The following is an 18,355-nucleotide window of genomic DNA, read 5'->3' on the forward strand; positions in this document are numbered from 1 at the left end:
GTCTATCGCTGAAGGGCTGCGGGGCCGGGGCCGCCCGGTATCCGCGTGGTGACCTCGAAGGTTTTGACCGCCCAGTCCAGAGCTACAGGCGGCGCCGGATCGGCGTCACGCTGCACCGCGAGCAGGCCGAGCCGGTCCAGGACCCCGGTGACGCCGCGCCGCCCGGCCCGGGCAGACGTCCGGGGCGTCTCGCGGAGCCGGGGCAGCACGAACGGGTCCGAGCCGAACGGCTCCTCCGCGACCAGGAGCACCAGCCAGTCGGTGCTGCGAGCGCCGGGCTCGACCGGCTGGTCGGGCGGCAGGGACAGGGTGACGGGAGCGCCGTTGCCCGCCTGAGCCGTCCAGTGACCTGCCACGTACTCCCCGGGGAAGAGGTTCGGGTGCATGCGGTACCGATCGGTGAGGTCGAGCAGAACGCAGAACAGCTTCCGGTTCATGGTGTTGCGCAGCCTCATGAACACCGAGGGCGGCTTCCATCCCGTACCGGTCCAGGTGTAGGCGAAGTCGAGTGCCTGCAACGGTGCGGGGGCCTCTTCGTGGGGCAGGCGTCGGCAGCCGGGCGGCGCCGGGAACAGCTCGAGACGGACCGCCTCCTCCAGGGCCGGCGAGGCGCTCTCCAGGTTGCGGACCTGGAGCCAGCGGGCCATGTGGTCCAGGTCGCTGACGGTCTGCCGGACGCCGTGTTCGTCGGTGGGGACCGGGGAGGCCAGGGGCCTGTCGTCGAGGCCGGTGACCTGGATCGAGCGGCCGTCGTCGGCTTCGCGCACCCGCAGCGCGAGCCGGGACGCGGAGCCGTCGCCGGCGGGCGGGACAAGGCGGATGTGAGGCGAGGGGCGGCCACCCGGGCCGGCGGTACGGACGGTCTCGGTCAGGCGCAGCAGGACGTCGGGATCCGCCCGGACCGACACGGCCACCGGGGGAAGCGGAACGTCGGTCAGGACCATCTCGTACTGCTGGTCCTCCTCGGGCGTCCAGCCGACGGGGGTCACGACGCTGCATTGGGTGAGCACCTCGGCGACGTGGACCTCCCGGAAGGGCGCGGTGCGGTGCACCCCGAACCTCGAGCCGGTGACGACGCCGTGCACGGCACCCGCGTCCACCTCCCACTGCCCCCACAGGTACCGCAAGGCGACGCGGGTGGCACGCGGCCGCAGCGCCCCGCCGAAGACCTCACGGTCGGGAAGGTCCCCGATCGCCTCCAGGTGCGGCACCTGCCGCAGGAGCCGGCCCTCGACCCGGCACCGGGCGTGGCCGAGCACCTGCCGATAGGTGGCATCCGGGCCGAGTCGCGTCAGGGCGTGGCCGAGGGCCTCGGTGAACACGCCGTGCCAGCCGTCGGTGAACTCCCCCTCGTTGGCCACTTCCCACTCGTCGCACGCGGAGAGCGCCACGTGCCCGGGTAACTGTGCGCCGGGAGCCGGACGGGACGGGTCCGTGACCGCGGCGGCCAGCTCGGGCAGGAGGTCGCCGAGCCGGGGCGGGGCTTCCTCCAGCCTCGGCGCGCACCGCGGGGTCAGGCCGGGTGCCGGTGCTTCACGCATCGCGCTTCGGGAGTGGCAGGCGTCGATGACCGTCACGAGGGCGGCGCCGGTGGCGAGCACCTCGTGGGCCAGGACCGCGAGTTCCTTGTCGTACAGGTCCGGGGCGCCGGCGCGGCTGTCGTGGCACACCAGCGTCTGGCACATTCCGGCGCTCTCGGCGTAGGGCATCCCTTCCGGCAGGGGTGCCGTCGAGCCGTGCCCGCTGTACCAGAACAAAGCGGTGTCGCCGGGGCCGAGACCGCCCAGGTGGCCGCGGAACGCCTCGACTATCCCGGCCCGGGTGGCCTGCTCGTCGCAGAGCCTCTCGACCACGAGGTCTGCGGGCGCTATCCGGTCGCGCAGCAGCCGCTCGGCGAGCTCGACGTCGTTCACACAACCACGCAGGTTCAGACGCGGAAGCCGGTAGGTGTCGATACCGACCAGCAGGGCGTGGACCTTGGGCATCGAAGAACTCCTGTCCGGGCGGTCTCGTATCGCAGTGCCTGTCCTGGTAGCGAACGAGCACAGCCGTTCGTTCCCGAGCCCGGGGGCGCACAAGCGCACATCCCCGGCGCACGGTTTCGCCTGCCTCGCACCCCTTCCCGAGCGGTCGTCGTTGCATGGGACGAGAAGCTACTGGCCGCGCGGGACCGTCGCGATCCTCTCCTTCGCGGGCGCCCGGGCTCAGCGCAGCGGGAACTGGGCCGTGTGGCCGAACGCGATGGCGGGAACCATGTGGTGCGCGTCGAAGGAGCCGAACTCGGGGATGGTCTTCAGGTGACCGGGCGCCTTCGTCTCCCCGAGCAGGCTGGGGTTGGAGGAGTGCACCCAGGTCACCCGCCCGTCGTCGGAGTTTCCTTCCTCCACGTAGATCCCCCTGACCGGAACGCGGGGCAGCCGGATGATGTGGGAGGCGGGGACGAGCCCGTTCTGGGCGGCGGAGTAGGTGTCCTGGGAGTGGTAGGAGCGCAGACCGCGCCCGCCGCGCGGCGGCCGGGATCGAGTCCGGCGCGGTCGTGGGGGGGGCCGCGCGGGCGTCGGAAAGGGCGTCACCGGCCGGTTCCCTCACGGCTCGGGCAGCCTGGCCGCCGGGACTGGCGGTCAGGTCCAGTCCGCGCAGCGGGGTGAAGTCGACGTCGGGTTCCCGGTCGTACGCCTCGGGTCGGATGCCGAGTTCGTGGGGGCGTGAACCGCCGGCTGCCGTCGCAGCGGGTACAGCAGGAACGCGCCGAAGGCGAGTGCGAGGACGGCAAGGGGGAGGCCGCCGAGCATGAGGCGGAACGCGACTTCCTCTCCGCACGCAGAGGCGGCGAACGCGCCGTCGATGTCCTCTCCCGCGTCGCTTCTCCACGTGCCCACGACTATGTCCGCCAGGTCAACCACGCCCTGCAGCCCTGGCGGCAAGAAGGGCGCGTCCGGGGGTTCGTACGCCAAAGCAGCGCGCGCGGTACTCCTCGTCCTGGAGGAACGCCCGGTGTCGTAGCCCTTCACTTCGCCGAAGCGGGTGCCGTTCATCCAGTCATCGCGGGCTTGTGCGATATCTCGCGCGCCCGCCTCGACCAGGCCCTGGCCGGCGTACCGGCCGCAGCCGCCAAGACATCGGAGATAGCTCAACCAGCCGGTCTGGAGAAGTGATGGTGTGCCGTCAGGCTGACGAGGGCCAGACCTGGAGCAGGTAGTGCTCGGCGATGGGGTCGCTCTCCTGTTGGACGCCGTCGGGGTTGATGCTCCGGCCCCGGGCATGGAGGCGCATGCGGTAGTCGTCCGGGCCTGCGAAGGCCAGGTCGATTTCGTAGGCATCCATGTCGTCGCTCTCCTCGTCGGGGCCCATGCAGGCCGCGAGGTGGACGGTCTCCGTGGTGGAGGTGTAGTCGAACTCGGCGACGTCTTCCCACGGCTGCGACGTGTCGGGGCCGAGCCGGGCGGGAGTCAGGTCGAAGCGGATCGTCGCCGTGCCGGCGCCGATCCCCGTAATCGCGACGGCATGGTCCTTTCCTCCCGCGGCCAGGCCGTTGTTTCCGGCTGCGGCGATGGTCCGGTTCTTCAGGTGGCCCGGGTCGCCGTCACCGAGGACGTAGAACTGGTTCTCCGCGACAGAGAACCGGTAGGGACCTTTCATGTTCGGCAGCTCCAGGGAAAGTCGGAACCAGCATGGCTAGTTCATGCGTGAGTGGAAGGCGTCGCCGGGCAGGATGCGGTGGGCGTTGTAGAACTGGCCGAGCTGGTTTCCGCCCTGCCGGTTGTGCTCGGCGGCGATCATCTTGCGGCTCTGGGTCTTGCCGAGCACCCCTCCGCCTTCCCTGGCCGACGCACCGGCTCTCTGCATTCGTCGCTTCGGCACCCGCCTCAGTGAGTGCTCCAGACCTCTCCTGGGTACGGCTACTCATGCCTAGCGCAATGGTGACGCCTACCGTCACATACATGTTCAAGAGTCTTGTATCCAGAGCCCGGGCCTCCACGCGGTCCGTGCTCTATGCCGTCACAGCACTCGTGATGGTGGCGCTGCTGGTCGTTGCCGTAGTGGCGGGGAACGTCATGTGGAACGGTGCGCCGTATCCTTCGGTCGACCCCGACGCGGTCGCGCAACGGCTCAAGGCCCGGTCCGACGAGGTGTACGACGGGTTCGCGCTGCCCGAAAAGTACGCTGCGGACTCGGGCAGGGTCGATACCGGCGCCTGCTACTACCGCGGGCTGAGGAGCATCGCCCACATTGACGAGGCGCGAAGCGACGTCCGCAGCTTCGGTCTCGATTGGAGCGTGCCCGACGTCCCCGAAGCCACCGCCCGAGACGCGCAGCGGCGCGTGCGCCAGCAGCTGGTGCAGAAGGGTTGGAGACTCACCCACGAAGGCGACCGCGCAGGCGCAACCTTCCGCGAACTGGGCTTCCGATTCGAAAACCCGGAAGGCGCCGACCAGATCGACGTGCGGTGGAACAACTCGACCACGACTCTGTTCATCAGCGTCTACGCCCCTTGTGGGCAGGTTCCCGACGAGTTCGAGGAGTACAACTGGTCTGAGGCGGATTGGCACTCGAAAGAGCGACCCGCTGGGCTTTGAAGGGCCCCTCCCGCTTCTGAGGGACGGGACGCGACTCGTCACTCGGCTGGATTCGTTGGCCGAACGACTGACTTCATTGGCGGTCAAGAAGATCGTCGATGACGAGGACGAGCTGCTGGCGTTCTACGACTTCCCCGCCGAGCACTGGATCCACTTGCGGACCACGAATCCCATCGAGTCGACCTTCGCGACCGTCCGTCTGCGGACCAAGGTCACCAAGGGCGCCGGATCCCGGGCCGCCGCCCTGGCCATGGTCTTCAAGCTGGTGGAGTCCGCTCAGGCCCGCTGGCGAGCGGTGAACGCACCGCATCTCGTCGCCCTCGTGCGGGCCGGAGCCCGCTTCGACAAGGGCGTGCTCATCGAGCGTGAGGAGGTGACAGCAGCCTGAGCTACGTCCCGATCGCAGGACCCGGCAGCGGCATGTTCATGGCCGCCCTCACGCCGTTGGGTCGACCTCGTCCGAGCAGTCCGCTGAGCTCGGCGGCCAGAGCGACCGAGGCCTCGATCTCGACCTTGCGGATGGACACGCTCTCCACGAGGAAGCCAAACGGCATTCCGAGCTTGCGGCAAAAGGCCATCAAGTCTCGGGCGTTCGCCAAGCAGTGCTGATAGGACTCGGCCAGCGTGTCGTCCGCGTGGCGCAGGGAGTTCTCCAGCCAGCGTGGGATGTCGACGCCGAGCCATTTGAGGAACGTCAGTGTCTTCACCGAGCCGCACACCGAGAGCGTGAACACGACGGGCTTCGGTTCCAGCTGCCGCTCGCGACACGCGTAGTAGTAGTCCGAGACCATGCTCTTCACCGCGTCGGCGTTGTAGACGACCTGCGAGATAAAGTACGCACATCCGGCCTCCTGCTTGGCGAGCAGCCGGAGGTGCTCCTGGGGGCGCTCGGTGATGGCGACGCCGCCGAGCAGCAGGTCTGGACGGGCGCCGGCGCGTAGGGTTTGCGCCTGAAACAAACGGGTCCGCACCGCTTTGTCTTTCGAGGACGCACCAACGAAGACGCTGAGCACGCGGCCTGTGTCGGCCATCTGCATCCAGGTCCGCAGCTCCGCCGCCGTGTACTTGCCGACGCATCGGTAGATGACCGCGGGGCGGGTCCACTCGCCGAGGTGTTCCGCGTGGTAGGTGGCTGGATCGATCGTCGGCAGGTACGGAAACGGCCGCTCCGCCGGATTGCGATCGATCTCGTCGTCGATGTCGTAGAGCGCCAGGCCGTCCACATCGAGGAAGTTCAACCGTGCCAGAGTGGCCGCAGTGATCTCCCGGATCCGCTCGGGAGCGGTGCCCAGGCGGGGCGGCGTGATGCCGAACAGCAAGACACCGCTCTTGGCGCTGGCCACCAGTATCCGGTCGGCTGCGTTGTCGCTGTGGTCCACCATGACGCGGAAGTTAGCAGCCCATCCACCTCGCGGCCGGCGAGCACCACTCTGTGAGACAGAACGCCTCCCGAACCAGGGGCCGGCCGCAACCCCTTGGCGACGTCAAGACTCGTCGCCGTCGCATGTCACGATGCGACCGACGCCCAGCCGTGCCGATCAGATCCACAGGATTTGACAATTACTCGCCGACGGATCGGACGGTTTCCACATGGACAAAGACTTCGTCAACCCCGACCACGCAGCCCAGCAGTCCCGACGCAGCCGAGGTATCCGGTGACCGACATCAGCGCTCTGACCCGCCTGTGCCCGCCCCCAGAGAAACCCATGACCATCGACTGGACGTCAGTGGAGTCGGCCCTGGGCATGGCGCTGCCCGCCGACTACCGACAGCTCGCCGACCGCTACGGTCCCGGCCGGTTCAACGACTACCTCTCCCTCTTCCACCCACACGGGGTCACCGAGTTCGTCAACCTCACCGGCCTAATGCCCGGCCGAATCCGAGCCCAACTCCACGAACAAGCGCGCCTGGGCACCCCGCCCCTCCCTCATCACCCGGACTCCCTGTTCCCCATCGGCGTGACCGACAACGGCGAATACCTGTTCTGGGTCACCGATTCCCTCGATGCTCCCGAGCAATGGCGGATCGCGGTCAACGAGGCCCGCGGGCCGCACTGGTACACCTTCGACGGCGGCCTCACCAACTTCCTCGTTTCCGTGCTCTCTGGGATGACCCGTGTCCCGGTGTTTCCCTCCGGGCTGGCCGAACAAGAGCCGAGCTTCGCTCCCTCGCGCCCTGTCCTGTACAAGACGTCATACACACCGCTACAGCCCCCCGTCGACACGGCCGCAATCCGCACATGGGCACGGGCCAACGGCTACGACGTGCCCAGCCGCGGCCGCATCCCTCCCGAGGTCCGACGAGCATGGGAAGACGCCCACCAAACGTGAACCGGCCCACCCGAGATCAGGGCTTGGTCCGGCCACGGGACGCGCCGGCCGTTACGCCGTCACACACGGCTGACCTTCGGCAGGAGCTGATCCGGCTCGTACGGCTGATCAACTCCCATCCGTACCGGCAAGATCGGGGCTGATACCCGGTTGGAGCTCCACCGTGCCGCCGAGGCCGGACCGGAGAGCAGGCCGAGCGGGGACTGCCAGGCGATGCCCTGATGTCACCGGGGGCGGAGCGTGGTCCTCGTGACCGGCTTGGAGGAGCGGCTGGCGGCTCCTGGCCAGCACAGACCCCGAACCCGGACAGGTGCACGGACCGTCACCGCACACGGGCGACGGCCCTTCGGCCCAGCAGACAACCCGGGCCATGCCCGGGACGGCGTTCAGCAGGTCTTGTAGTCGTAGCGGACCGAGTTCTAGGAGCAGGTGTCGTGCACGGTCCCGTTCGCGCGGCGGAGGGTGGCCGTGTCACGGTCGTTGTTCCACACGTACGCGGAACGCTGCTGGTAAGGGTTCGTCGTCGTGTTGGTGCCGCGGCCGGATCGGATCGTGACCGTCTTGCCGGGCTTGAGGGTGAAGGCGGGGAACGTGTACCGGTGGCTGGAGGCGTCGGTCAGGGTCCGGCTCCGCAGGTTCACCGCCGTCCCGGTGGTGTTGGTGATCTGCACCCACTCCGCGTTCAGGCCGGCCTGGGTACGGGTGTCGCTGCCCGGCGAGTCGTACCAGATCTTCGACAGGTGCACCGACCCCGCCGCCTCCGCCGGAGTCGGGGAGAGCAGGGCCAGCCCGGCAGGCAGGCGGTTACGGTCAGCTCCCGGCCGCGCGAAGCCAGGCCACCACCGCGGCACGGTCGAACCACGGGCCCGGTCCCCTCATGGCTCTGGCTGCCGGCCTGGCGGGCTGCCTGACGGGCGGGCGGGAGGCGGCCCGCCGGTCGGCCCGGCTGGTACACCGCCCTCCCGGGCGGAATGGGACATGGCGCGAAGCAGTGGGATCCCGGGCCTTCATCATGCTCCGGAACCTTCGGGCGCAAACGTGCATCAGGATGAACGGGACCAAATCACCCAGCGGGCCGCCACACGCACCCGCACCTCACCGCGGACAGACGGACAGTCGCCATGACCAACCATCGGGGGAAGCAATGACATCGAACGCCGCCTGCGCACAGCCACAGCCACACCCGCCACGACCGCCCCGAATAGCGGAGGTCGACGCCCTCCGCGGTTTCGCGCTGCTGGGCATCCTGCTGGTGAACGCCCTGATGATGGCTGGCCCCTACGGCCTGGGAACAGTCGGAAACGCGGACGCCCCCGCCCTCGACCAGACCGTCAGCGGCATCGTCCAGACTCTCGCGGTCGGCAAGTTCTACCTGATGTTCTCGTTCCTGTTCGGATACAGCCTCACGCTCCAACTAGCCTCGGCCGAACGTGACGGCGCCCGCCCCGTGCCCCGGCTCCTGCGGCGGTCCCTCGGCCTGTTCGTCCTCGGTGTCGCCCACGCCGTGCTGCTGTACACCGGGGACATCCTCGTGACCTACGCGGTGCTCGGTCTGATCCTGATCACGGCACGCGACTGCGCGGCGCGGACGGCACTGCGCGCCGCCCAGACCGTGTACGCGTGCGTGAGCGGTTTCCTGCTCCTCCTCGGCCTGGGGTCGCTGTTCTTGTCCGACGCAGAGTCGGCCGAACTGGACGCGGACATCGCGTCGGAGTTCGCCGGACTGATCGCCGGCTACCAGGGCGACGCGGCCTCCGTCGTGCGGACCAACCTCTCGCAGATGCCGACCGCCCTCCTCGCCGCAGTCATGATGGGCGGCTTCGTCCTGGCTGCCTTCCTGACCGGGCTGCACTGCGGCAAACGGCGTCTGCTCGCCGATGCGGGCGTCCCGGCGGCGCGGCTGCGTCGCATCTGCGTGCTCGGTGCCGCCGTCGGCCTGCCCGGCGGCCTCTTCATGGCGTTGGCGACCAACGGGCCCCTCGGCCCCCGATGGGCGCTCTTCGGCGAGATCACTGGCATGGTCACGGCCCCGGCCCTGACCGCCGCGTACGTCTGCGGAGCACTCCTGCTGCTGCGTTCGGCTCGCGGGGCACGCGTCTCGGCGCTCTTCGCCCCCGCCGGCCGGATGGCGCTGACGAACTACCTGAGCCAGTCGCTCGTCATGGCATTCGTCTTCACCGCGTACGGCCTCGCCCTGTACGACCGTCTCGGTGCGGCCGTCGTCACCCTCGGCGTGCTGCTGTTCTACGCCGGCCAGCTGGCCCTGAGCGCACGGCTCATGGCCCGGTACCGGTACGGTCCCGTGGAATGGCTGCTCCGCGCGATCACTCTGGCACGTCGCCCGCACGCCGCCGAGCGGCCGGTGCCCGTCCGCTGAGGCCTCCGGCCCGGCGCGGGGGCCCTTGCGGATACCGACCGCCGCTGGCCCGACGGGTGGCGGCACATCGTCCGCCGCCACGTCCGGGGACTGCCGCCGGAGCTCATGAAACTGCGTCGCATGAACAACGCCGCGCCCTGCCCTGACCAGCACCCCCTGGTAACCGCACCACATGCACCGCACACACGGGACCGCCCCACCACCAGGCAGCGGCCCCGCCGCCGTCACCCCGCGGGCACCGCGCTGCGTCGCTCCGGGCCCGCCCGAAATGGCTCACTTGCTGAGTACGTCATCAGCCGGGTGCGGCCCGGGCCACGATGCCCCCACAGCTGTCAGCCGCAGTCGCCGCCCGCATCGTCGCCGGCCGAACCGGTTCGGCGGGCGTTGTGGGCACGCCATCCCTTCCACGCCCTGGCGGCGGCCGCGGTGAGCGCGGTGGAGACGAGAGCGCCGAGCACTGCTGCCGCGGACTGGGCGAGCAGCTCGGTGATGGTCGTCATGCGGTCCTCCCTTGGGCCGGTGAGCACCGGCCGGGCGGTTCCCGGCATGTGCTGTCTCCACTGCACAGGGCGGACCGGGTCCGGGCGGCGCAACTTGTGCCGGCTCGGGGCGATGTTGGGGATTGTGCTGGCAGGAGGCCCCAGCTTCCCTATGTTGTGGGGTGGTCGGGGTCGAAGGATGGGGTGGGCGATGGTCGGGATCGACGAACTGGTGCGGGTGAAGGACGAGGAGAGCTTCACCGCGGCCCTGGCCAAGCTGATAGCGGGCCACCTCGCCAAAGGGGCGTCGCTGGCCGGGCTTGCCCGGCGTGCCGGCGTCTCGGAGAACTCGCTCGCGAACTGGCGGGGCGGAGTCATCCCACGGGAGGAACAACTCGAGCGGCTGCTGGCTGCGTGCCACCGGCACAGCGAAGCCCGGGCGTGGGCCGAGGCCCGGCGCCGGGCCCTGCAGGCCCGCACCGCCCGGCAGGCCGCCCTTCAGCAGCACCGCGACTTTGACGCTGCGCAGGAGGCGCTGGCCACGTCGCGCGGTGAACTTGAGCAGGCCTTGGCGGAGCTGGGGGCGCAGCGGGCGGCGGCAGCCCTGGCCGCGGAGGAGGCAGATGGGCTGCGTCAGCGCCTGGCGAAGGAGCGGGCCGAGGCCGAGCGGCTGCGGGCAGAGGTGGCGGCGACCGCCGCCCGGGAGGCCGCGGTGGAGGCCTGGGCCCGGGAGTGGCCGCCGTTCCCGTTCGTCTTCCAGGTGCCCGAGACCAGGACCGTGGTCAAAGGGGCGTTGACCGAGTACCTCTATCCCGGAGGCCGCTACGTCGCCGCCGGAGGAAAGAACGGCAAGAGCCTGTACCTCGACCTCGTGATCCACCCGGCCAGCTACACCCAGCGATACACCCTCAGGAACGTCAGCGGAATCATCACCGACCGCACACTCCCGGCCCACGACACCTGACCAAACGCAGCTCACCGGCCTGGGCCCGCGCCTGCGGGCCGGAGTTACGCTCCTCGTCGCCGGAGCCGGATACACAGCCAAGAAGATCCGTGCCAAGAACCGCAATCGGAACCGCACCACCGACCAGACCACCGACAGCACCGACAGCACCGACAGCACCGACAGCACCGACAGCACCGACCAGACAACCGCCTGACGGCACCACGCACGACCTGCCCGGGCCCAGGCGTACCCCAGGAACGCGACCCGGAACCCGGAAACACACGCGCAGGATGACCGAGCACCACCCGCTGGGCACCAGACCCCAACCCACCACACCCCGGCACCGGCCGCGCGTCGTACCCGACCCGCCGCCGAACCAGCCGAGGGCCCCAACCCCGATAACGGAGGTTGGGGGCCCTCGGCCTTCCTGCACAGGGCTACGGGGCCGGGGTGAACTCCACGTCGGTACCGCCGCAGCCCGCCTCGATATCAGGCAGCCGGTCCCGCTCCGCCTCAGCCACCGCAAGACCCCACCGGAGCTTCGTCGCGGTCCACTTCGCAGGAGGCGGAGCGGGTTCGAAGGTTTCCCGTCCTATCGCGGACGGGTCGCATACCGTGATCTGCATGTACAGGGGGATGGAATTGGCGGGCCGCTACCGGCTCGACAGCCGGTTGGGGCACGGCGGCATGGGCGAGGTGTGGACGGCATCCGACCTGAGGCTGCGCCGCACCGTCGCGGTCAAAATGGTGCTCGCCTCCCATCTGCGTGACGACCGGCTCGCCGCCCACGTCCTGGCCCGCTTCCGCCGTGAAGGCGAGGCAGCCGCCCGGCTGAACCACCGCAACATCGCCGTCGTCCACGACCTCGGCGAGCACCGGGAGACGGGAGACGGCGGGCAGGTGGAAGTCTCTCCGTTCCTCGTCATGGAATTCCTGGCAGGGCGTGATCTCGCGACGGTCCTGCGCGAGGACCACCCCGATGGGCTTCCCATAGAGAAGGTGCTGGAGTACGGCGCCCAGGTGTGCGACGGGCTGGCCGCCGCCCACGCGCGGAACATCATCCACCGCGACATCAAGCCGTCCAACCTCATGCTGCTCGACGACGGCACCGTCAAGATCTGCGACTTCGGGATCGCCCAGATCCAGGACAGCACCCTCGTCCTGACCACGACCGGAGCGCTACTCGGCAGCCCTCTCTACATGGCTCCCGAGCAGCTCAGAGGCCAGACACCGATGCACTCGGCCGACCTGTACGCCCTGGGCGTCAGCCTGTACGAGCTCCTCACCGGGCGCCCCCTGTTCACCGCAGACTCCGCGTACGCCGTCATCGCCATGCACCTGTCCACCACCCCCGAACCGCCCAGCACCCACCAGCCCGCCATCCCGCCCGGCATCGACACCCTCATCACCTCCCTCCTGGCCAAAGACCCCGCCGACCGTCCCCTCACTGCCAAGGACGTCGCCGCACGCCTGCGCTCCGCCCACCTCGCCCCCGGGCCAACCCCCGAACCAGCAGCGGATGCCTCGGAAACCGACGAGCAGCGCCTCCAACGGGCCGCCGAAGCCGGCAACACCGACGCAATGTTCAGCCTCGCGCTGCTGCTGGCAGAGGACGACCGCCTCGACGAGGCGGAAACCTGGTGCCGGAAAGCCGCCGAAGTCGGCAACACCGACGCAATGACCGGCCTCGGACTGCTGCTGGCCAACGCCGGGCGCGCGGCCGAGGCAGAAACCTGGTACCGGAAGGCCGCCGACACCGGACACACCAACGCCATGCACAACGTCGCACTGCTGCTGGCCAACGCCGGGCGCGCGGCCGAGGCAGAAACCTGGTACCGGAAAGCCGCCGGCACCGGGAACACCGACGCCATGACCGGCCTCGGACTGCTGCTGGCCAACTCCGGGCGCGCGGCCGAGGCAGAAACCTGGCACCGGAAAGCCGCCGACACCGGACACACCATCGCTTTGAACAACCTCGCAGTGCTGCTACAGAACACCGGCCGCGCGGCCGAGGCAGAAACCTGGTACCGGAAAGCCGCCGACGCCGGAAACACCGTAGCCATGAACAACCTCGCACTGCTGCTGCAGAACACCGGCCGCGGGGCCGAGGCAGAAACCTGGCGCCGGAAAGCCGTCGGCACTCCTGACGGCACATGACCTGCGAGTGTTCAGAACCCCGCCACCGCGGAAGCGGGAACCTGGACACTGAAGCCGTTCCCGCTCCGGAGTGCTCGGCCTCACCCCGTCACTGGCCAGGGAACTTGGCCCGCACGGCATCACCGTAGACACTGTCCTCCCGGCGGCAATCCAGGTCCCCGCCGAGAACGACCTCCCCGCCCACCACCGCGCCAGGCCCGAACCCCAGATCGCCCGCCAGTGCGTCCCCCGCTGCGGCCAGCCCGAAGACGTCGGCGCCGCGATCACCTTCCTCGCCGCCCCCGCCGCATCGTTCATCACCGCCCAGTCGTTGACCATCGACGGCGGCTGGCTGCCCCACTGACCCATGACCGACCACCACCAGGGAGACCAGCTCATGAAGCAGCGCGTGCGCGCCGTCCTACTCACCGATCACGGCACCATGCTCGTCATCAACCGCATCCGCCCCGGCATCCCGGCGTACCAGGTCCTCGTCGGCGGCGGTGTCGAGCCCCAGGACGCCGACCTGGAGGCCGCACTGCTGCGGGAAGTCCGCGAGGAGATCGCCGGCGAAGCCGCCGACCTGCGTCCGTTCTGCCAGCTGGAGAACGACAAGGGCGAAGCCGAGGACTTCTACACCGCCCAGATCCTCTCCTGGGACTTCGACGACCGCACCGGACCCGAGTTTCAGCGCGACGACCGCGGCGAGTACCTGCTTGAGGAAGTCCCTCTCACCGTCGAGGCCATCGACGCCCTGAGCCTGATGCCGCCCCAGGTCAAGGACGCGCTGCTCGACTCCATCCGGGCAGGCGGCCTCACCGCCCCCGTAGCGTAGTCAGCCGCCCAGGCCCCTCAGGGACTGGGTCCCCCAATTGGCTTAGCCCCGCGACCTCGACGACCGATCTTGGGCACCCTCGTTCTCGTCTCCCCAGGCACCCCATGGACCGCACCACCAGGAGGAACCAGTGTCATACCCGCAACTGCTCACCCCCGAGGAAAAGCTTGCCGACGCGAAGAAGCTGTTGAGCCTCCCGCATATCGTCGTGATCTGCGGCTCCACCCGCTTCATGACCGAGATGAACGAGGCCGATCTGCGCGAGACCAAAGCCGGAAAGATCGTCGTCAAACCGGGCATTGACATGAAGTCGCCGCACGAGCTCTGGTCCGATCCTGTCGAAGCCGGGGCGTTGAAGGTTCGACTCGACGGTCTGCACCGGGCGAAGGTCCGGCTCGCTGATGAGGTGCTCGTAGTCGGCGACTACATCGGAGACAGCACCCGAGCCGAGATCGCCTACGCCCGGTCGCTGGGCAAGCCGGTGCGGTTCACACACCCCGAAATCGACCCTGCCGCCTGACCGCCGCTGCCACCTCAACAACCAGGGCCAGCAGCCCGCCGCCTGACCGTTTCGCGGTGGCTTCGGCCACCACTCACCCCACACCCTCCGCAGGCGTCCCTTGGAATTGATCATCTAAGGGCTGTCCCGTAAATGATCTACGGGTCGCCTCAGGCATGGTTGATCACGGTGGAGCCCGTTGGCCTATTCGGCGAGGGCGAGGTTAGGTTGTGCATCCGAGCGATGCCGAGCATCGCGTGGTGGACACCATCTCCCTTGAGGCGGCAGTCGCGGAGGATCTTCCAGGTCTTCATTCGGGCGAAGACGCGCTCGACCCGAGCCCGGACCTGCTTGTGGGACCGGTTGTGCTCTTCTTTCCAGTCCGGCAGTTCGGTCTGGCCGCGCTCGCGACGGTGTGGGATGACGAGTCCGGTGCCCAGGTAGCCGCCGTCGGCGATCACGAGGGTCTTGCCGACGGCGGCCTTGGCGCCGGACTCCTCCCACGCCTTGCAGTCGTTGCGGTTTCCGGCGAGTGGTCGGCAAACCACGACGATCAGGCGGGTGTCGGCGTCGACGACGACCCGGTGGTTGGTGGAGTACCGGTAGTTCTTCGACTGCGCTGAGATGGCGTGATCCCGGGCGGAAACCAGCGTCCCGTCCACAATGAGCACGGTGTCCTTTGCGAAACGCTGACGGGGCTAAAGCGCAAGCATCGGTCCGAGGTGGTCGATGATCCGGTCCGCGGCAGACTTGGACACCCCGAACAACGGTGCGAGCTGACGCAAGGTCAGGTTCGTGCGCCAGTACGCGGCCATCAGCAGGGTCCGGTACTCCAGTGTGAGGCTCCATAGCCGGCCTTTGCGGGCCGGGTCCGCACCCTCACATCGCAGCACGGTCACCAGCTTCCTGAAGGCGCGAGGGCTCAGCCCGGAGAACAGGGCTATCCAGGAAGGCTCCGACGCCGTGATCGTTCCACCCACGGGAGGCCGGGTGAGTGCTCTTCCGCCCAAGTACCAGCGGCCATCCGGCCCTGTGCCTGCCGATCCGGGCAGTCCAGAATGCTGCTGTGGCCGAAGACGAGCAGAGCGGCATAGAACCGCGTTCATTCCTGACATGCGTGACAGAGGTGGCCCGGCTGCTGGGCATCGGAGACGTCGTCATGGAGCCGAAGGAGCGGCAAGCCCGCCACCTCGCCCATGCGGCGCGTAAGCCCCTGCTCGAACGTGCAAGTCTGCCCGAAAAGTGGTTCGCCCCGCTGATGGCGGCCGCCGTGTACGACCCGGATCCCAGCTTCTGCCGCTGGTTCGTCGAGCCGGCGGTCTACGCATTCGGACGCCGCCGTGTGATGGCGGCCTTGGTCGACTACCTGCGGGTCGGCACGAATGCCGAGCGAGCTGGTGCCGTGCGGGCCTGGTACAGCGCCCACGTGCCCGTGCGTGCAGACCGGTCTCCGGCCTACGCACCGGGCGGGGTACGTGATCCCGCGCTGGACGAGTCGCAGGACATCAAGGCCGCCTGGCTGGAGATATCCCTGCGGATGTTCGCCGAAGCCACCGATCTGCCGATGCGCCACCGTGTCCTGCTGGATCTGCCCACCTCCCGCGCGGCATATCCGTCATACCTGCATGAACTACTTGAAAGCACAATCGCATCCGCCCGGGTCCATCCCGACCCGCACATCCGTCGCTGGGCCTCAGCAGCAGACCCGAAGGGAGTCTGAGCCCGACTCTTACCCCTCCTGGCAGTTACGGGACAGCCCTTACAGGGTGTTGCAGAAAAGCTCGGTGCGGGCAGGGCTGAGTGGCTGTTGACCTGCTGGTTCACCGTTTCAGGGCGAGGTTGTGCATGGTGGCGACGGCCTGGGCGGCGTGGTGGAGGCCGTCGCCCCTCTGGCGGCAGTCGCAGAGGATCTTCCAGTTCTTCATGCGGGCGAAGGAGTGCTCGACGCGGGCCCGGCCGCGTCGGTGTTCGGCGTTGCTCCTGCAGGAGGGGACGACCGGCCCTTCTGCGGTGCGCAACGATCAAGCCGGTGCCCAGGTAGGCACCGTCGGCGATCACCGTCGTCTCCGCGCCCGCGGCCGGCAGGTCCGACTCGCGCCAGACGTGGGCATCGACCTTGTTCCCAGGCGCCGGCCGGGCCGAGGCGAGGGCCGCAGGACCGGGAGCAGCGCGATGTCGAGGGCGGAGCAGAGGGGGACGACTGTGAGGGCGCCGTGGTGCTTGTAGTCGATGGTCACCGTGGTTGTTGGGGAGACGAGACCGAGCCTGACCATGTGGTCTCAGTCGGTCCTTCGGACACCGAGGCCCGGGGCGGTCTGGTCCGGGCCCAGGGGGACGTGCCGGTCGAGGAGGGCGGGCAGGGCCGGGCGGCGGGCGAGGAGGGCCACCTGCTCGGGGTGGACGTCAGGGAACGGACGGTCCCGCCGAGGCGGACCAGGAGACCGGCTCGGACCAGGTGCCCGACCCCGGACGCGGTCACCCGCGGCCGCCACCTCGGCAGCGACTCCCCCAGGGCCTGCGTCAGCCGGTCCGCCGCCACCCCGGCACCGATCGGGCCCCGCAGCGCCGCGCGCACGGCCCCGGGGTCAGCGGCCTCCACCACCGCCCGCGACCACAACCCGCGACCGGCGTCCGCTGGCGGGACCAGGCCCGATCCTGTCGCCCACCGCCAGGCCGCCACCGGCACCCGCAGGCGGCCCGCGGCCTGATTCTCGTCGTACTACTCCAGCACCAAACGCGCCATGAAACGCACTCCGATCACACATCGACGGCCAGGCCACCGGGCCGTGCCGGAAACATGCAGAAGAGTCCCATTTGTGTCAATAGCCCTGAATCCGGGGCGAGTTGGAAGTGCACCGCACAAGCCGCCCACGCGTACGCGAGGGAAAATTCAGCCCTGCGGGGGTGCTGGGGCCACCACCGGACACGCGACAGCGCGGGCCGCCACCGAAGTGACGTCGGCCACCTCACGCATCCGGCCGAGGGAATGCCCGCCCACCCGGCCGACCTGACACACCGCCTCCGGAGTTCCGAAACGATCGGGGGACGGCCGGGGGAACCTGATGGCTTAACTGCCCAAGGGAAGGACGTGGCAGACGCCCACGCCCCGGCCTCCCACCGGCCTCGCCCGGCGTATTCCCCTTCCGTCACGGCGCGTTCATCCGAGATGATCACCGCATGGACTTCACCAGTCGGCGCAAGGTGCTGACCTCTGCGGCGGTCGCGGTCGCCACCCTGCCTCTGTTCAACGACCTGGCCGGAAACGGCAGTACGGCCGCCGCGGAGGACGGCAGCACCACGTCCCCCGTGATGGAACGCTTCTCCTCGAACACCCATCTCTACACCAGCGACGAGGTGAAGGAGGGCGAGGACTGGATGCGCCGATTCCGGTGCAGTACCCGCAGCGACTTCGGCGACAACCTGAAGACGTCCAGCGCCGCCGTCCGCAGCACGGCGATCCTCGCCCCGCACGGCGGCGCCATCGAGCCGGGCACAACCGAGCTGTGCCTGGCCATCGCCGGCTACTCCCACAAGGAGAGCACCGGTTCCACCATGCCCACTGCCCTGACCGGGCTGGTACAGCGCGACTACTGGATGTTCGAGTCCCTCACCGAAGACGACACGCTCCACGTCACCTCCACCCACTGCGACGACCCGGCGGCCCTGGCCGTGTGCGCCAACAACCTGTACGCCGTCTCCGTCCACGGCTTCCGCCCCAAGTCCGGGCCGGAGAAGCAGATCCTCATCGGCGGCCGGGACCGGCGGCTGATGGCCAATCTGGCCTGGGCCTTCGACAAGCACGGCCTCAAGCCCCACCCCGACGACCGCGATCTGTCCGTCACGGTGACCGTGGCCGCGGCCGACGCTCGGCTCAACGGCGACGACGTACAGAACATCGTGAACCGCACCCGCACCGGAGCCGGCGCCCAGCTGGAGACGTCCACCGCGCTGCGGCAGGCTATGTTCGGCAGCCTCGACAGCCTGGAGGACCGGAGGAACACGGCCGGCACCGGCAAGGGCACCAGCACCAGAAACGAGGCCCACTTCTGGAACGGCTTCACGAACGCGGTCCGCGAGGCTGTCGACGTGCACGAGCTCGGGCTGGCGATGTCCCCGCCGCCCGTCGGTGCCTGACCGTTCCGTCGCCCTCGGCGGGCAGTCCCAGGGTCTGCCCTC

At 69.2% G+C, this 18,355-nt stretch carries 19 protein-coding genes and 3 pseudogenes; 13 read left to right on the forward strand and 9 right to left on the reverse strand.

Features of this window, described 5'->3' with window-relative positions; genetic code table 11:
- Positions 1-2: 2 nt before the first annotated feature.
- Together ACGFQ9_RS00065 and ACGFQ9_RS00070 are read right to left on the reverse strand one after the other, a co-directional pair.
- Positions 3-1,985 carry a caspase family protein gene (locus tag ACGFQ9_RS00065; protein ID WP_393569520.1) on the reverse strand — a complete coding sequence of 661 codons (1,983 nt, stop codon included), beginning with the start codon at positions 1,983-1,985 and terminating at the stop codon, positions 3-5.
- Between the two features lie 219 nt (positions 1,986-2,204).
- Complete coding sequence (locus ACGFQ9_RS00070) at positions 2,205-2,387, reverse strand: hypothetical protein (protein ID WP_393569522.1); 183 nt, start codon at positions 2,385-2,387, stop codon at positions 2,205-2,207.
- A gap of 318 nt (positions 2,388-2,705) precedes the next feature.
- Here ACGFQ9_RS00070 and ACGFQ9_RS00075 point away from each other — a divergent pair, with 318 nt between their 5' ends.
- Complete coding sequence (locus ACGFQ9_RS00075; RefSeq protein WP_393569524.1) at positions 2,706-3,155, forward strand: hypothetical protein; 450 nt, start codon at positions 2,706-2,708, stop codon at positions 3,153-3,155.
- Positions 3,156-3,165: 10 nt separating this feature from the next.
- Here the strand turns inward: ACGFQ9_RS00075 and ACGFQ9_RS00080 are convergent, their stop codons facing one another.
- Both ACGFQ9_RS00080 and ACGFQ9_RS00085 read right to left on the reverse strand, forming a co-directional pair.
- Positions 3,166-3,639, reverse strand: a complete 474-nt coding sequence (locus tag ACGFQ9_RS00080) for a hypothetical protein (RefSeq protein WP_393569526.1) — start codon at positions 3,637-3,639, stop codon at positions 3,166-3,168.
- Between the two features lie 36 nt (positions 3,640-3,675).
- Complete coding sequence (locus ACGFQ9_RS00085) at positions 3,676-3,807, reverse strand: hypothetical protein (RefSeq protein WP_393569527.1); 132 nt, start codon at positions 3,805-3,807, stop codon at positions 3,676-3,678.
- 134 nt (positions 3,808-3,941) lie between these two features.
- On the opposite strand from ACGFQ9_RS00085, the gene ACGFQ9_RS00090 reads away from it, so the two are divergent.
- A complete protein-coding gene (locus ACGFQ9_RS00090) occupies positions 3,942-4,577 on the forward strand; it encodes a hypothetical protein (protein ID WP_393569529.1) in 636 nt (211 codons plus the stop codon).
- A gap of 79 nt (positions 4,578-4,656) precedes the next feature.
- A pseudogene (locus ACGFQ9_RS00095) lies at positions 4,657-4,965 on the forward strand (transposase); the annotation flags it as partial.
- 1 nt (position 4,966) lies between these two features.
- Here the strand turns inward: ACGFQ9_RS00095 and ACGFQ9_RS00100 are convergent.
- A complete protein-coding gene (locus ACGFQ9_RS00100; protein ID WP_393569531.1) occupies positions 4,967-5,959 on the reverse strand; it encodes a methylenetetrahydrofolate reductase in 993 nt (330 codons plus the stop codon).
- A 273-nt stretch (positions 5,960-6,232) separates the two neighbouring features.
- Here ACGFQ9_RS00100 and ACGFQ9_RS00105 point away from each other — a divergent pair, with 273 nt between their 5' ends.
- A complete protein-coding gene (locus ACGFQ9_RS00105; RefSeq protein ID WP_393569533.1) occupies positions 6,233-6,907 on the forward strand; it encodes a histone-like nucleoid-structuring protein Lsr2 in 675 nt (224 codons plus the stop codon).
- A 419-nt stretch (positions 6,908-7,326) separates the two neighbouring features.
- On the opposite strand, the gene ACGFQ9_RS00110 is transcribed toward ACGFQ9_RS00105, so the two are convergent.
- Positions 7,327-7,758: a lamin tail domain-containing protein gene (locus ACGFQ9_RS00110; RefSeq protein WP_393569535.1), complete on the reverse strand. Its 432-nt coding sequence runs from the start codon at positions 7,756-7,758 to the stop codon at positions 7,327-7,329.
- Positions 7,759-8,051: 293 nt separating this feature from the next.
- Here ACGFQ9_RS00110 and ACGFQ9_RS00115 point away from each other — a divergent pair, with 293 nt between their 5' ends.
- Positions 8,052-9,284 carry a DUF418 domain-containing protein gene (locus ACGFQ9_RS00115; RefSeq protein ID WP_393569537.1) on the forward strand — a complete coding sequence of 411 codons (1,233 nt, stop codon included), beginning with the start codon at positions 8,052-8,054 and terminating at the stop codon, positions 9,282-9,284.
- A gap of 332 nt (positions 9,285-9,616) precedes the next feature.
- On the opposite strand, the gene ACGFQ9_RS00120 is transcribed toward ACGFQ9_RS00115, so the two are convergent.
- Positions 9,617-9,784, reverse strand: coding sequence for a hypothetical protein (locus tag ACGFQ9_RS00120; protein ID WP_393569539.1), 168 nt, complete (start codon positions 9,782-9,784; stop codon positions 9,617-9,619).
- Between the two features lie 190 nt (positions 9,785-9,974).
- Here ACGFQ9_RS00120 and ACGFQ9_RS00125 point away from each other — a divergent pair, with 190 nt between their 5' ends.
- The 5 genes from ACGFQ9_RS00125 to ACGFQ9_RS00145 all read left to right on the forward strand — a co-directional run bounded on the left by ACGFQ9_RS00125 (position 9,975) and on the right by ACGFQ9_RS00145 (position 14,200).
- Positions 9,975-10,727 (forward strand): helix-turn-helix domain-containing protein, encoded by a 753-nt coding sequence (locus ACGFQ9_RS00125; protein ID WP_393569541.1) that lies wholly within the window; start codon positions 9,975-9,977, stop codon positions 10,725-10,727.
- Between the two features lie 606 nt (positions 10,728-11,333).
- Positions 11,334-12,866, forward strand: coding sequence for a protein kinase (locus tag ACGFQ9_RS00130; RefSeq protein ID WP_393569543.1), 1,533 nt, complete (start codon positions 11,334-11,336; stop codon positions 12,864-12,866).
- 70 nt (positions 12,867-12,936) lie between these two features.
- The gene (locus ACGFQ9_RS00135) at positions 12,937-13,209 is read left to right on the forward strand and encodes an SDR family oxidoreductase (protein ID WP_393569545.1); all 273 of its coding nucleotides are present in this window, start codon (positions 12,937-12,939) and stop codon (positions 13,207-13,209) included.
- 33 nt (positions 13,210-13,242) lie between these two features.
- The gene (locus ACGFQ9_RS00140; RefSeq protein WP_393569547.1) at positions 13,243-13,680 is read left to right on the forward strand and encodes an NUDIX domain-containing protein; all 438 of its coding nucleotides are present in this window, start codon (positions 13,243-13,245) and stop codon (positions 13,678-13,680) included.
- Between the two features lie 130 nt (positions 13,681-13,810).
- A complete protein-coding gene (locus tag ACGFQ9_RS00145) occupies positions 13,811-14,200 on the forward strand; it encodes a hypothetical protein (protein ID WP_393569548.1) in 390 nt (129 codons plus the stop codon).
- Between the two features lie 149 nt (positions 14,201-14,349).
- Here ACGFQ9_RS00145 and ACGFQ9_RS00150 read toward each other — a convergent pair.
- A pseudogene (locus ACGFQ9_RS00150) lies at positions 14,350-15,159 on the reverse strand (transposase).
- Positions 15,160-15,245: 86 nt separating this feature from the next.
- On the opposite strand from ACGFQ9_RS00150, the gene ACGFQ9_RS00155 reads away from it, so the two are divergent.
- Positions 15,246-15,899, forward strand: coding sequence for a hypothetical protein (locus ACGFQ9_RS00155; protein ID WP_393569550.1), 654 nt, complete (start codon positions 15,246-15,248; stop codon positions 15,897-15,899).
- A gap of 100 nt (positions 15,900-15,999) precedes the next feature.
- On the opposite strand, the pseudogene ACGFQ9_RS00160 reads toward ACGFQ9_RS00155, so the two are convergent.
- Positions 16,000-16,327: pseudogene (locus ACGFQ9_RS00160) on the reverse strand (transposase family protein); the annotation flags it as partial.
- Positions 16,328-16,452: 125 nt separating this feature from the next.
- On the opposite strand from ACGFQ9_RS00160, the gene ACGFQ9_RS00165 reads away from it, so the two are divergent.
- Positions 16,453-16,887, forward strand: coding sequence for a hypothetical protein (locus ACGFQ9_RS00165; protein ID WP_393569552.1), 435 nt, complete (start codon positions 16,453-16,455; stop codon positions 16,885-16,887).
- A gap of 469 nt (positions 16,888-17,356) precedes the next feature.
- Positions 17,357-18,313 carry a poly-gamma-glutamate hydrolase family protein gene (locus ACGFQ9_RS00170; RefSeq protein WP_393569554.1) on the forward strand — a complete coding sequence of 319 codons (957 nt, stop codon included), beginning with the start codon at positions 17,357-17,359 and terminating at the stop codon, positions 18,311-18,313.
- Positions 18,314-18,355 lie beyond the last annotated feature (42 nt).

This window comes from Streptomyces sp. NPDC048603 (assembly GCF_043199475.1).
In the GTDB taxonomy this organism is placed as follows: domain Bacteria; phylum Actinomycetota; class Actinomycetes; order Streptomycetales; family Streptomycetaceae; genus Streptomyces.

Bases quoted from the DNA above. Each gene is read 5' to 3' on its own strand.
- ACGFQ9_RS00065 (WP_393569520.1), bottom strand. From the start codon at position 1,985: ATGCCCAAGGTCCACGCCCTGCTGGTCGGTATCGACACCTACCGGCTT.
- ACGFQ9_RS00080 (WP_393569526.1), bottom strand. From the start codon at position 3,639: ATGAAAGGTCCCTACCGGTTCTCTGTCGCGGAGAACCAGTTCTACGTC.
- ACGFQ9_RS00090 (WP_393569529.1), top strand. From the start codon at position 3,942: ATGTTCAAGAGTCTTGTATCCAGAGCCCGGGCCTCCACGCGGTCCGTG.
- ACGFQ9_RS00100 (WP_393569531.1), bottom strand. From the start codon at position 5,959: ATGGTGGACCACAGCGACAACGCAGCCGACCGGATACTGGTGGCCAGC.
- ACGFQ9_RS00115 (WP_393569537.1), top strand. From the start codon at position 8,052: ATGACATCGAACGCCGCCTGCGCACAGCCACAGCCACACCCGCCACGA.
- ACGFQ9_RS00120 (WP_393569539.1), bottom strand. From the start codon at position 9,784: ATGACGACCATCACCGAGCTGCTCGCCCAGTCCGCGGCAGCAGTGCTC.
- ACGFQ9_RS00125 (WP_393569541.1), top strand. From the start codon at position 9,975: ATGGTCGGGATCGACGAACTGGTGCGGGTGAAGGACGAGGAGAGCTTC.
- ACGFQ9_RS00130 (WP_393569543.1), top strand. From the start codon at position 11,334: ATGTACAGGGGGATGGAATTGGCGGGCCGCTACCGGCTCGACAGCCGG.
- ACGFQ9_RS00140 (WP_393569547.1), top strand. From the start codon at position 13,243: ATGAAGCAGCGCGTGCGCGCCGTCCTACTCACCGATCACGGCACCATG.
- ACGFQ9_RS00170 (WP_393569554.1), top strand. From the start codon at position 17,357: ATGGACTTCACCAGTCGGCGCAAGGTGCTGACCTCTGCGGCGGTCGCG.